The sequence below is a fragment of the Streptomyces cadmiisoli genome (assembly GCF_003261055.1).
In the GTDB taxonomy this organism is placed as follows: Bacteria; Actinomycetota; Actinomycetes; order Streptomycetales; family Streptomycetaceae; genus Streptomyces; species Streptomyces cadmiisoli.
In genome coordinates this window covers 4,247,934-4,260,221 of record NZ_CP030073.1, presented here as the reverse complement: position 1 = coordinate 4,260,221, position 12,288 = coordinate 4,247,934, and the positions used below count along the sequence as shown (strand labels likewise).

Here is a 12,288-nt window from a genome sequence, read left to right as displayed (position 1 = left end):
TCCCCGATGCCCCGCAAGCCCGACCGCAAGCCCGCCAGGAACCGGCCCAACCCGCTGGACCAGGCCGGGATCGCCTACATCGACTACAAGGACACCGACCTGCTCCGGAAGTTCGTCTCCGACCGGGGCAAGATCCGCAGCCGTCGCGTCACGCGCGTGTCGGCCCAGCAGCAGCGACTGCTGGCCCGCGCGATCAGGAACGCCCGGGAGATGGCGCTGCTGCCGTACTCCAGCCGCTGAGCCATCCCCGGTCCCAGCCGCTGAGCACATCCCCGGTCCCAGCCGCTGAGCACATCCCCGGTCCCAGCCGCTGGGCGTCCACACGGCCGGGCGGGTAGGAGATTCCCTGCGTTCGCCGCGCGGGGAATCTCCCACGTGACGGGGGTCGCGGCCCGTCCGAGCCCTGGAAGCCGGCCACTTCGGCATGCGGCGCCAGAGGCTCTCGGGACGCCGACTTCGGCATGCGGCGCACGGGCCTCTCGGAACACCGCACCCGGATCCTGGAACAGGAAGGGCGCGCCACGCGTCTGTTCCTAATACACGAGGGGTTCGATCCGGCGCGGCCACGGCGCGGAAGATCATGGACGAGGGCCGGCGGTCGCATGGCATGCGATCCCGGGGGCAGGCGTTGGAACGGCTTCGGTGATGTGGTCGTCAGAGCTGTAACCACAGGAACACCCCCCGTGCACGTGCATCTGCTCAAGCATCTGCACATGAACAGGGTTATGATCCGGCACAGTTGACCACTGCATCCATGGCCACACCAGCCAGTGCACCACCGGGGAGCGACCTGTGGATCACGACGTGTACGACGGTGACGTGTACGACGGTGACGTGTACGACGGTGACGGGCGCCGAGGAGCCGCGGCGCCCGGCGTGTACAACGGCATGGCCGCCACACAGCTGAACGGGGTGGCCTGGCAGAAGAGTCGGCACAGCAACTCGCAGGGTTCCTGCGTGGAGTTCGCCCGGCTGCCGGGCGGGCGGGTGGCCGTGCGCAACTCGAACTTCCCGGACGGGCCCGCCCTCGTCTACACGCGAGCGGAGATCGAGGCGATGCTTCTCGGGATCAAGGACGGGGAGTTCGACCACCTGATCGCGGGGTGAGGTGCCGTATTCCGGGATAACTCGGACGCATCGTGTCCAAGTACCGCGTAACGCGCGTAGAACCGCGGCACCAGGAAGTGCCGCGGTTCGTCACGCGTCGCGCGGGAGGCGGAACAGCGCCCAGACGACCTTGCCGCTGAGCGTGCCCGCGAGCGGGTGCCAGCCCCAGCTGTCGCAGAAGGAGTCGACGAGGAACAGTCCGCGCCCGGACTCCGCGGAGAAGTCGTCCGCCTCGCGCGTGACCGGACTGTCGTTGCTGGGGTCGCGCACCGCGCACACCAGTCGCTCGGTCCACCGCATCAGGTGCAGCCGCACGGGTGGCTCCTCGGGCACGCGAGGGCCGGCGGTCGGCACGGCGTGCCGCAGCGCGTTGGTGACGAGTTCGGAGACCACCAGGCAGATGTCGTCGAAACGGTCGCCGACGTCCCACTGGTCGAGCGTTCGCCGGGTGAACTGCCGTGCCTCGCGCACCGCTTCGTAGCGGGCGGGCAGAGCGCAGGAGGCGGCGCTGGACACTGCCGCGGGATCAAGCGGCGGAAGGCCCTGCCGTAACGGCTCGAGCATGGTCGATCCATTCGTCCCCATGCGAGGCACTCCCGGGAATTCGCGGTCGTTGCGATGCAGCGGTGGCGCGGGACCATGGTTTCGGATGCGTACAGCAGATGCAAGGGCAGATGCACGTGCACGTGACCGAATTAGACCCTCCCGTACCACTTGGTGGTCATTTTTTCCGCCGTCTTCATACGCCCCTTTGTCGCCACCCTGCCCACTCGTTCGCCGAACGATCGCCGGAATCTTTGGCTTCTTTCCGTCTGTGTAATCGGACGAGTACTGCTCGGAGTGTTTTAGTGGCAGACTGCGGGCCCTGAAGACGGTTGGGGAGGCTGGAACGTGAGCGCGGGAGAGCCCGGATCGGTGGTGCGGCGCATGCTGCTCGGCTCGCAACTCAGGCGACTGCGAGAGGCGCGCGGCATCACGCGCGAGGCGGCGGGTTACCACATCCGCGCCTCCGAGTCGAAGATCAGCCGGATGGAGCTGGGCCGGGTGAGCTTCAAGACGAGGGACGTCGAGGACCTGCTGACGCTGTACGGGATCATGGACGAGACGGAGCGCACCTCGCTGGTCTCGCTGGCCCGGGAGGCCAACGTCGCGGGCTGGTGGCACAGTTACTCGGACGTCCTGCCGAGCTGGTTCCCCACCTATGTGGGCCTGGAGGGCGCGGCCTCGCTGATCCGCGCGTACGAGGTGCAGTTCGTGCACGGACTGCTGCAGACCGAGGCGTACGCGCGTGCGGTGGTGCGGCGCGGTATGCAGGGCGCGAGCGAGGCGGACGTCGAGAAGCGCGTGGCACTGCGCCTGGAGCGGCAGAAGCACCTCGTCTCCGAGAGCGCCCCCGACTTCCACATCGTCCTGGACGAGGCCGCCCTGCGCCGCCCCTACGGCGACCGCGAGGTGATGCGCGGACAGCTCCAGCACCTCATCGAGTTCTCCGAGCGGCCGAACGTACGGCTTCAGATCATGCCGTTCAGCTTCGGCGGCCACGCGGGCGAGTCCGGCGCCTTCACGATCCTCAGCTTCCCGGAGTCCGATCTGTCGGACGTCGTCTATCTGGAGCAGCTCACCAGCGCCCTGTACCTCGACAAGGCCGAGGACGTCGCCCAGTACGAGAAGGCGCTCAAGGAGTTGCAGCGGGACAGCCCCGGTCCGGCGGAGAGCCGGGATCTTCTCCGAGGTCTCCTACAACTGTCGTAATACGACAGTACGATGACGTGAGATCAGATCACGAGTCGATCAGGTGTCCGTGCCGGCCGTACCGTTCCGGGCCGCCTTCGACTGCTCCTGCGGCAGGGAATTGAGGGATCACATGTCGTCCTACTTCACTGACCTGGCACAGCAGTACATCGACGGCGAGTGGCGTCCGGGCACCGGTTCCTGGGACATCATCGACTTCAACCCGTACGACGGCGAGAAGCTGGCCGCGATCACCATAGCCACGGTCGACGAGATCGATCAGGCCTACCGCGCCGCCGCCCGTGCCCAGAAGGAGTGGGCCGCGGCAGGTCCCTTCGCCCGCCGCGCCGTGCTGGAGAAGGTGCTGCGCCTGGTCGAGGAGCGTGAGCAGGAGCTCACCGAGCTGATCATCGCGGAACTCGGCGGCACCCATCTGAAGGCCGCCTTCGAGCTGCACCTCGCCAAGGAGTTCCTGCGGGAGGCCGTCGCGCTGACGCTGCGCGCCGAGGACCGCATCCTGGCGTCCCCGATCCCCGGCAAGGAGAACCGCGTCTACCGCGTCCCGGTCGGTGTCGTCGGTGTCATCAGCCCCTTCAACTTCCCCTTCCTGCTGTCGCTGAAGTCGGCCGCCCCGGCCCTGGCCCTGGGCAACGCCGTGGTCCTCAAGCCGCACCAGGACACCCCCGTCGCCGGCGGCTCAGCGATCGCGAAGCTGTTCGAGGACGCGGGTCTGCCGGCCGGTGTGCTCAACGTCGTCATCACGGACATCGCGGAGATCGGCGACGCGTTCCTGGAGCACCCCGTCCCCAAGGTCATCTCCTTCACCGGCTCGGACAAGATCGGCCGCCACGTGGCCACGATCTGCGCCCAGCAGTTCAAGCGGACGGTGCTGGAACTGGGCGGCAACAGCGCCCTGGTGGTCCTCGACGACGCCGACATCGACTACGCCGTCGACGCGGCCGTCTTCAGCCGGTACGTCCACCAGGGCCAGGTCTGCATGGCGGCCAATCGTGTACTGGTGGACCGTTCGGTGGCCGACGAGTTCACCGAGAAGTTCGTCGCCAAGGTGCGGTCCCTCAAGGCGGGCGACCCGCGCGACCCGCGGACACTCATCGGCCCGGTGATCAACTCCTCGCAGGCCGAGGCCATCTCCGGCACCGTCGACCAGGCGCTGGCGCAGGGTGCCACGGCCCTGCTGCGCGGCAGGACCACCGGCAACCTGGTCGAGCCGTCGGTGCTCACGGGCGTACCCGCCGACTCCGACCTGCTGCGCCAGGAGGTCTTCGGCCCGGTCGCCTTCCTCATCCCGTTCGACGGCGAGGAAGAGGCCGTACGCCTGGTCAACGACACTCCCTACGGGCTCAGCGGCGCCGTCCACACGGGTGACGTCGGGCGCGGCGTCCGCTTCGCCCAGCGCGTCGACACCGGCATGTTCCACGTCAACGACGGCACCGTCCACGACGAGCCGGTCGTCCCCTTCGGCGGTGAGAAGAACTCGGGTGTGGGCCGGCTGAACGGCGAGACGACGCTGGACGCCTTCACCACGCTCAAGTGGATCTCGGTGCAGCACGGGCGGAGCGAGTTCCCCTTCTGAGGCCGAGGGCCGGGTGATCCTTCGGTGGGGACACAGGCCCTTGCGGACAGAACCTGACCGCAAGGGACCGTAGCGTCATCGGTGTCAGGCAAGCGGACCCGATGAAAGGCGGCCGGACATGGTCACGCACGTGCGACCCGAGGCGCAGGGCGACGAACGCGGAGCGCTGCTCTCCTTCCTGGCGGAACAGCGTGGCGGCATCCGGCGGGCCCTGCTCGGGCTGACCGAGGAGCAGGCCGCGTCCCGGCCCAGCGCCAGCGAACTGTCCCTGGCCGGGCTGCTGAAGCACGTCGCCGAGGTCGAGCAGGGTTGGATCGCGCGGGCCAGGCGCGAGGCGCCCGCGGTCGAGCGGAACGCGTCGAACTGGCACGAGTGCTTCGTCCTGGTCGACGGCGAGACCGTAGACGACCGACTGGCGTACTGGGAGAAGGTCGCCGACGAGACGGAGGCGTTCATCCGTTCGGTGCCCAGCCTCGACGACACCTTCCCGCTCCCGGACGAGCCCTGGTTCCCGGCGGAGTCGGTGTCGATGCGGTGGCTGGTGCTCCATCTGATCCGCGAGACCGCCCGGCACGCCGGCCATGCCGACATCATCCGCGAGTCGCTGGACGGCAGGACGGCCTTCGAACTGGTTGCCCTCGCGGAAAACTGAGGTCATAACCTGGACGGCATGTCAGCGATCCGTCTTCTCGTGCTGGGCGCCGTCCGCCAGCACGGGCGGGCCCACGGCTATCAGGTGCGCAACGACCTGGAGTACTGGGGCGCGCACGAGTGGTCCAACGCCAAACCGGGCTCGATCTACCACGCGCTCAAACAGATGGCCAAGCAAGGCCTGCTGCACGCGCACGAGATCGCCCCGTCCACCGCGGGCGGGCCCCCGCGCACCGAGTACGAGATCACCGACCGTGGCACCGAGGAGTTCTTCCGGCTGCTGCGTGAGGCGCTGACCTCGTACGACCAGAAGATGGACGTGAAGTCGGCGGCCATCGGCTTCATCGTCGACCTGCCCAGGCCGGAAGCGGTCGCGCTGCTGAAGGAGCGGATCCGGCGGATCGAGGAGTGGCGCGGGGCCGTCACCGAGCACTACGTGCCCGAGGAGGGTCCCGGGCAGTACGGCCACATCGGCGAGATCATGAACTTCTGGCTCCGTACGGCGGACGCCGAGTCCGAGTGGACCCTCGGGCTGATCGGCCGCATCGAGGGCGGCTCCTACACCTTCGCCGGGGAGGGCGCGCCCTTCGTCGGCGTCCTGGAGGAGGGTCAGGAGAACCCCTACGCGACGGGGGAGCGGCATCCCGGGGACAGTCGCTAATCAAGTTTGACTACGAGTGGAGCGGGTATTACCCTCTGCCGGGTAGTCAAGTTTGACTAGCGAGGGAGTTCCATTGGCCGACACGGCGATCACCGTCGAAGGGGCACACAAGAAGTACGGCGACAAACCCGCGCTCGACGGGCTCGACCTCACGGTCGCGCGCGGCGCGGTGCACGGAGTGCTCGGCCCGAACGGCGCGGGCAAGACGACCCTGGTCCGCATTCTGTCCACGCTGCTGCGTCCCGACGCGGGCCACGTCCGGGTCGCCGGCCACGACGTCGTACGGGAGGCCTACGAGGTACGGCTGCGCATCGGTCTGCTCGGCCAGCACGCCGCCGTCGACGAGGAGCTGAGCGGCTGGCAGAACCTGGAGATGTTCGGCCGCCTGTACCACCTGGGGACCCGCCACGCGCGTGTGCGGGCCGGCGAGCTGCTGGAGCGGTTCGGGCTCGCGGACACCGGCCGCAAGGCGGTCAAGCAGTACAGCGGCGGGATGCGGCGCCGCCTCGACCTCGCCGCCTCACTGATCACCGAACCGGAGGTGCTATTCCTGGACGAACCGACGACCGGCCTCGATCCGCGCGGCCGGACCGAGGTGTGGAACTCCGTCCGCACCCTGGTCGGCCTCGGGACGACGGTCCTGCTCACCACCCAGTACCTGGAGGAGGCCGACCAACTCGCCGACCGCATCTCGGTGGTCGACCGGGGCCGGGTCGTCGCCGACGGCACGGCCGACGACCTGAAGGCGCTGACCGGCGGCGACCGCATCGACGTCGTCCTGCGCGACGCCGGCCACCTGGGCGCCGCCGTGGCCGTGCTCCCGGTCGCCAAGGACGACATCACCGTCGACACCGACCGGCGGCTGCTCAGCGCGCCGGTCACCGACCGGATGGCGGCGCTCTCCGGCGTCGTACGAGCCCTGGAGGAGGCCGGCATCGACGCGGAGGACATCGCCCTGCGCCGGCCCACGCTGGACGAGGTGTTCCTGCACCTCACCGCGGACCGTGCGAAGGAGGCCGCATGAGCACGTACGCACTGACCGACTCCTGGACCATGACCCGCCGCGAACTCGCCCACTGGGCGCGCCAACCGGTCCAGGTCGCCGTCAACCTGGTGTTCCCCGTGATGCTGATGCTGATGTTCGGCTACCTGGTCGGCGGGGGTCGCGGCGTCGCCGGCGACTACGTCGACTACCTGGTCCCCGGCATGCTCGCGCTCACCATGGCCTTCGGCCTGGAGGGCACGATGATCGCCGTCACCCAGGACCTGAACAAGGGCGTGATCGACCGCTTCCGGTCGATGCCCATGGCCAACGGCGCCATCCTGGTGGGCCGTTCGGTGGCCGACATGCTCCAGTCGGCGCTGGCGCTGGCCGTTCTCGTGATGGTCGGCCTCGCACTCGGCTGGCGCGCGCACGGCGGAATAGCGGCCTTCCTGGGCGCCATCGGTCTGCTGCTGCTGTTCCGCTTCGCCATGCTGTGGATCGGCATCCAGCTGGCTCTCGTGGCCGGGAAGCCGGAGCTGGTGCAGGCCGTGCAGATCCTGGTCTGGCCGGTCGGCTTCCTCTCCAACGCCTTCGCCACCCCCGAGGCCATGCCGGGCTGGCTCGGCACGGTCGTCCAGTGGAACCCGATGTCGCAGACGGCGACGGCCGTGCGTGACCTGTTCGGCAACCAGGGCGGGGAGACGGGCCACATCTGGCCCGCGGTCGTCTGGCCGCTCGTCCTGCTCGCGGTGTTCTTCCCGCTGGCCCTGCGCCGGTTCGCGCGACTGAGCAAGTAGGGCGGCGCGGAAAAATCCGCCGGGAGTGGAACCCCGGGCCGGTCCGCGGTGTACCAGAAGCAGAAAAACGGTCACCGCGGATCGGAGGGTGCATGGCTGATAGGGGCAAGAGCAGAGGGGCTACGAGTGGAAGGGCCGCGAGCAGAAGGGCTATGGCCGACGCCGTCCGTGACGGAGGGGGTGAGACCGGAAGGGCGGTGACCGGCGGGAGGGTGATCACTGGGTCCGTGATCGCGGGGTTCATGGATGTGTGTCGGCGGGGGCCGCTGGGGCGGGAGCGACTGGGGCAGTGGCTGGTGGGGCGGAGGCCGCCGGGTCGGGGGCCGCTGGTGGGAGCGTTGATGGTTTGCCTCTGTCTGTTCGCTCTGGCCGCGTGCGGCGCCGGTCCATGGGGCGCGGACGACGGAAGTGCGGACGACAGAAGTGCGGACGACAGAGGCACGGACGACAGAGGCGCGGCGGCATCAACGGGCGGGAGCGCGCCCGCACCCGCGCCCGCCCCGTCGGGCTCCGGCTTCCGCGCTCCGCCGGCCATTCCGTCGGCGACCGATCTGCCGGGCGCGTCCTTCGACGTCGCGTTCGCCGCGGACGGCAGCGGCTTCACCCTCCGCGCCGACTGCGGTGAGGACCGCTGCCGTCAGTACGTCGCCGTGCTGGAGGCGGGCGCCGGCCTCTGGCGCCTCGCCGAATCCCCCCTGCCCGACGTCACCGGTGACCGGGGCCTCACCGTCGGGATCACGGTGCTCGGTCCGGGGCGCGCCCTGATCACCGATGGCTCCGAGCGGGCCGATGTGCCCGGCCGCACCTGGTTCACCCATGACAACGGCGAGACGTGGAAGGCCGGCACCACCGAGCCCACGGGCAGTACGGCGACGGTGCCCGAGGGCGCCTTGCTCGTCACCGAATGCCTGGACCTGGCGCCGGACGGCAACGAGTGCGCCCGCAACAGACTGCTCGTGGTGATGCCGGACAGCGGAGAGCACCGGGTCCTGGCCCGTCAGCCGCCGCTGAAGGGACCCCTGGCGCCCTCCGGCGACATAGCGGCGAACGCGCTGTTCGCGACCGGTCTGGACCCGGGGTCCGGCCTGCCCGCGCTGGCCCTCAGCAAGGACCGGGGCCGCACCTGGCACCTCACCCCCCTGGCCGGTGTCGCCGAGCAGGGGTGGAGCATCCGCGTGTCCGGGGGCGGGGGCGCGCTGTACGCGGTCCAGCCGGGCCAACTGCCCGATGAGGAGGGAGTGAAGAACGGTCTGCGGACCATCCACGTCAGTACGGACGGCGGCGCCACCTGGACCCGGACCTGGCGCTACCGGCCCGGAGCCGAGCCCCTCTCCATCACAGGCGACCTGCTGGCTGCCGACGACGGCAGTGTCCTGGTCCACGGCGAGACGGGCGCGTGGCGCAGCACCGACCGGGCGCGGACCTTTCGGCCCGGGAGCGCCGCGCGCGGACCCGCGGGCTCGGTCCGTACGACCCCGATCGGCTGGCTGTGGACCGGCAGCTTCGGCGACGGCACCTGCCGGATATCCGCGGACGGCATCACCTGGCACCCGTTCGACCTCGGCGAGGATTGACACCGGGACCTCGGCCGGTCGGGGCCCGTCCGGGACCCAGGACTTGCACCTCACGCGGCGTGAGGGCGGACGGTGGTGGGCGTACCGAGAAGGGAGCGGAAGTGAGCTACTCCGTGGGACAGGTCTCCGGGTTCGCCGGAGTCACGGTGCGCACCCTGCACCACTACGACGGCATCGGACTGCTGGTCCCCAGCGAGCGCAGCCACGCGGGCCACCGGCGCTACACCGACGCCGACCTCGACCGGTTGCAGCAGATCCTCTTCTACCGCGAGCTCGGCTTCCCGCTCGAAGAGATCGCCGCCCTCCTCGACGACCCGGACGTGGACCCGCGCGCACATCTGCGCCGCCAGCACGAACTGCTGACCGCCCGGATCGACCAGCTCCAGAAGATGGCGGCGGCCGTGGAACACGCCATGGAGGCACGCAAGATGGGCATCAACCTCACGCCAGAGGAGAAGTTCGAGGTGTTCGGGGAGTTCGACCCCGACCAGCACGAGGACGAGGTGCGGGAGCGGTGGGGCGGGACCGACGCCTACCGGGAGTCGCAGCGGCGGACCGCCGCCTACACCAAGGAGGACTGGAAGCGCTGCGCGGAGGAGTTCGGCGCCATCCACCAGCGCATGGCCGACCTGATGGCAGCCGGCACCGCGGCCGACTCGGAGGCGGCCATGGACACGGCGGAGGAACACCGCCGCTTCATCTCGGACTCGTACTACGACTGCTCCCACGAGATGCACAGCGGTCTCGGCGAGATGTACGTGGCCGACGCCCGGTTCACGGCGACGTACGAGAAGATCCGCCCCGGTCTCGCGGTGTACCTGCGCGACGCGATCCTCGCCAACGCCGCCCGGCACGCCGGGTAGCGCGGAGGTCACGCTCCGCTGGTCGCCGCGGCCCGGTGATCGTATGGTCCGAGTGTGATCCATACGTCCCGGTCGTGCCCGACGCGGTGCGGAGCCGTGCGGTGAGACCGGATCCGGGGCGGCCCCTCACGGGGCTGATGCTGACCCTGACGGCGGTGACCGGGGTGATCGACGCGGTCAGCTTCCTCGCGCTCGGTCCGGTGTTCACGGCGATACAGACCGGCAGCGTCCTCCTCCTCGGCTTCGCGCTGGCCGGGGAGGGAGAGCTGTCGGCGGTGGCGCCGACGGTGTCGCTGGCGGGGTTCGCCGTCGGCGCGGTGGTCGGGTCCAGGTTCGAGTCACGTATGGAAACGGGTGGTCACCGCTGGTTCGTCGCCGGGCTGCTCGCCGAGGCCGTGCTGCTGGCGGCCGCCGGGGGCGTGGCCTGGGGCATCGACGCCGGTTCCGGAACGCGGAACGCGCAGCAGCAGGGGACGGTCGCGATCCTCGCCGTGGCCATGGGCATGCGGAACGTCACGACGCTGCGTGCGCCCGTGCCGGACCTGTCGACCACCGTGGCGACCCGGTCCCTGACGGCGTTCCTGAGCGGTTCGATGGTCTCGCCGGACCCGAGGATCACGGCCGGGGGCCGGGCCCAGGTGCGGCGCGTGGCGGGCGTCTGCCTGCTGTTCGCCGGCGGGCTGCTCGGTGCGTGGCTGCTCCATATGGAAGTGGGACCGGGACCGATGCTGCTGGCGGTGGCCGCGGTGGAGTTGGCGGCCACGGCGGTGTACGGCATCGTGGCCCGCCCACCTCGGCCCGGCCCGCCTCCCACCCGCCCGCCCCGGACCCAGCCGGCGGGCGGCTGACGGCGAGCCAGGACACCCCGGCCCCGGCGGGTACGACGGCCGTTCCGTGCGCGCGCACCCCGGTGCCGATGTCGGCGATACCCATGACGCACAACCTCGTCCGGGCCGTTGGGCAGTGCATCGCGGGACCCAGGTGGAACCTGGGGCGGACACATTGCGTTGATAGCTTTGTCCGGCCGCACCCAACGCCGTACTTCCCTCACCTCTCAGGAGCCCGGAACCGTGACGACGCTTGCCCTCGGACCGAGCTGGCTGGATCCGAACTATTTGTTGGACACCTTCGGTATCTGGGGTCTGCTCCTCATCGTGTTCGCCGAGTCGGGCCTGCTGATCGGGTTCTTCCTGCCGGGCGACTCGCTGCTGTTCACGGCCGGTCTGCTGATCGCGTCGGACCAGCTGGACTTCCCGCTGTGGGCCGCCATCGCCCTGATCTGCCTCTCCGCGATCCTCGGCGACCAAGCGGGCTACATGTTCGGCAAGAAGGTCGGTCCGTCGCTGTTCACGCGCCCGGACTCCCGCTTGTTCAAGCAGGAGAACGTCACCAAGGCGCACGAGTTCTTCGAGAAGTACGGTCCCAAGTCCCTGGTCCTGGCCCGGTTCGTGCCGATCGTGCGCACGTTCACGCCGATCATCGCCGGCGTCAGCGGCATGCGGTACCGCTCCTTCGTGATCTTCAACGTCCTCGGCGGCATCCTGTGGGGCGCGGGAGTCACCGCGCTCGGCGCGTGGCTGGGCAACGTCGCCTTCGTCAAGAAGAACATCGAGGCGATCCTCATCCTGATCGTCCTCGTCTCCGTGCTCCCGATCATCATCGAGTTCTGGCGGGCCCGTTCCAGCAAGAAGAAGAACGCGGGCCAGGAGCCGCAGTCGCACGAGCCCGCCGCCCAGCAGCAGGCGCCGATGGACGACGCGACGACCCGGCTGCGCCCCATCCGGCCGGACCACCGTGACGAGCCCTACGGCGACCACCACCACCCGCAGCAGGGCCGGCCGGGGCAGCAGGGCCCGCAGGGACAGCAGCAGTACGGATACGGACAGCACCAGAACCCGCAGCAGCCGTACGGCGGGCAGCACCCGCAGGGCCGGCCCCAGCAGCCGTACGGCGGGCAGCAGCCCCAGCACCCGCAGCAGTACCCGCAGGGCCACCCGCAGCAGCACCCGCAACAGCACCCGCAGGGCCACCCGCAGCAGCCCTACGCCCCGCAGCAGCCCCAGCAGCCCTACGCCCAGGGTCACCCCCAGCAGCCCTACGGCGGGCAGCACCCGCAGGGCCGGCCCCAGCAGCCGTACGGAGCGCAGCAGGGGCAGCCGCAGGACGAGCAGCAGTACCCGTACGACCCCTACCGACAGGGCTGAGCGGCCGACCGGCCGGCGCGGCGCGGAGACCACCCGCCCGCCGGTCCGGCGCCAGTGCCGCGGCAGGCGCTAGTGTCGTGTGTTTGAAGTAGCTTTACGGTCGTCGGTTCGGGACAATGGC

Annotated in this window: 13 protein-coding genes; 12 read left to right on the top strand and 1 reads right to left on the bottom strand. The window is 70.0% G+C overall.

From position 1 onward, the window contains the following. Window positions 1-6: 6 nt before the first annotated feature. Window positions 7-240 carry a 30S ribosomal protein S18 gene (rpsR, locus tag DN051_RS18275; RefSeq protein ID WP_053756485.1) on the top strand — a complete coding sequence of 78 codons (234 nt, stop codon included), beginning with the start codon at window positions 7-9 and terminating at the stop codon, window positions 238-240. Between the two features lie 552 nt (window positions 241-792). Further along, window positions 793-1,107 (top strand): DUF397 domain-containing protein, encoded by a 315-nt coding sequence (locus DN051_RS18270; RefSeq protein ID WP_425471778.1) that lies wholly within the window; start codon window positions 793-795, stop codon window positions 1,105-1,107. A 90-nt stretch (window positions 1,108-1,197) separates the two neighbouring features. Here DN051_RS18270 and DN051_RS18265 read toward each other — a convergent pair whose 3' ends face one another. Beyond that, window positions 1,198-1,692 carry an ATP-binding protein gene (locus DN051_RS18265; RefSeq protein WP_079000297.1) on the bottom strand — a complete coding sequence of 165 codons (495 nt, stop codon included), beginning with the start codon at window positions 1,690-1,692 and terminating at the stop codon, window positions 1,198-1,200. A 342-nt stretch (window positions 1,693-2,034) separates the two neighbouring features. Here DN051_RS18265 and DN051_RS18255 point away from each other — a divergent pair, with 342 nt between their 5' ends. The 10 genes from DN051_RS18255 to DN051_RS18210 all read left to right on the top strand — a co-directional run bounded on the left by DN051_RS18255 (window position 2,035) and on the right by DN051_RS18210 (window position 12,167). Continuing rightward, on the top strand, window positions 2,035-2,859 hold the full coding sequence (locus DN051_RS18255; RefSeq protein ID WP_053756663.1) for a helix-turn-helix domain-containing protein: 825 nt from the start codon (window positions 2,035-2,037) through the stop codon (window positions 2,857-2,859). Window positions 2,860-2,971: 112 nt separating this feature from the next. Beyond that, the gene (locus DN051_RS18250) at window positions 2,972-4,432 is read left to right on the top strand and encodes an aldehyde dehydrogenase family protein (protein WP_112439087.1); all 1,461 of its coding nucleotides are present in this window, start codon (window positions 2,972-2,974) and stop codon (window positions 4,430-4,432) included. A 118-nt stretch (window positions 4,433-4,550) separates the two neighbouring features. After that, window positions 4,551-5,084: a DinB family protein gene (locus tag DN051_RS18245; protein WP_053756481.1), complete on the top strand. Its 534-nt coding sequence runs from the start codon at window positions 4,551-4,553 to the stop codon at window positions 5,082-5,084. A gap of 18 nt (window positions 5,085-5,102) precedes the next feature. Continuing rightward, entirely contained in the window at window positions 5,103-5,744 is a 642-nt protein-coding gene (locus DN051_RS18240) for a PadR family transcriptional regulator (protein ID WP_112439086.1), read from the top strand. Window positions 5,745-5,817: 73 nt separating this feature from the next. Further along, entirely contained in the window at window positions 5,818-6,768 is a 951-nt protein-coding gene (locus DN051_RS18235) for an ATP-binding cassette domain-containing protein (protein ID WP_112439085.1), read from the top strand. Continuing rightward, window positions 6,765-7,526 (top strand): ABC transporter permease, encoded by a 762-nt coding sequence (locus tag DN051_RS18230; RefSeq protein ID WP_053756478.1) that lies wholly within the window; start codon window positions 6,765-6,767, stop codon window positions 7,524-7,526. Before DN051_RS18235 ends, DN051_RS18230 begins: the two co-directional genes overlap by 4 nt. A gap of 341 nt (window positions 7,527-7,867) precedes the next feature. Further along, window positions 7,868-9,100, top strand: coding sequence for a WD40/YVTN/BNR-like repeat-containing protein (locus DN051_RS18225; protein ID WP_053756477.1), 1,233 nt, complete (start codon window positions 7,868-7,870; stop codon window positions 9,098-9,100). 101 nt (window positions 9,101-9,201) lie between these two features. Then, entirely contained in the window at window positions 9,202-9,963 is a 762-nt protein-coding gene (locus DN051_RS18220) for a MerR family transcriptional regulator (RefSeq protein WP_053756476.1), read from the top strand. A 101-nt stretch (window positions 9,964-10,064) separates the two neighbouring features. Further along, window positions 10,065-10,811 carry a YoaK family protein gene (locus tag DN051_RS18215; protein ID WP_112439084.1) on the top strand — a complete coding sequence of 249 codons (747 nt, stop codon included), beginning with the start codon at window positions 10,065-10,067 and terminating at the stop codon, window positions 10,809-10,811. Between the two features lie 222 nt (window positions 10,812-11,033). Continuing rightward, window positions 11,034-12,167, top strand: a complete 1,134-nt coding sequence (locus tag DN051_RS18210) for a DedA family protein (protein WP_112439083.1) — start codon at window positions 11,034-11,036, stop codon at window positions 12,165-12,167. Window positions 12,168-12,288 lie beyond the last annotated feature (121 nt).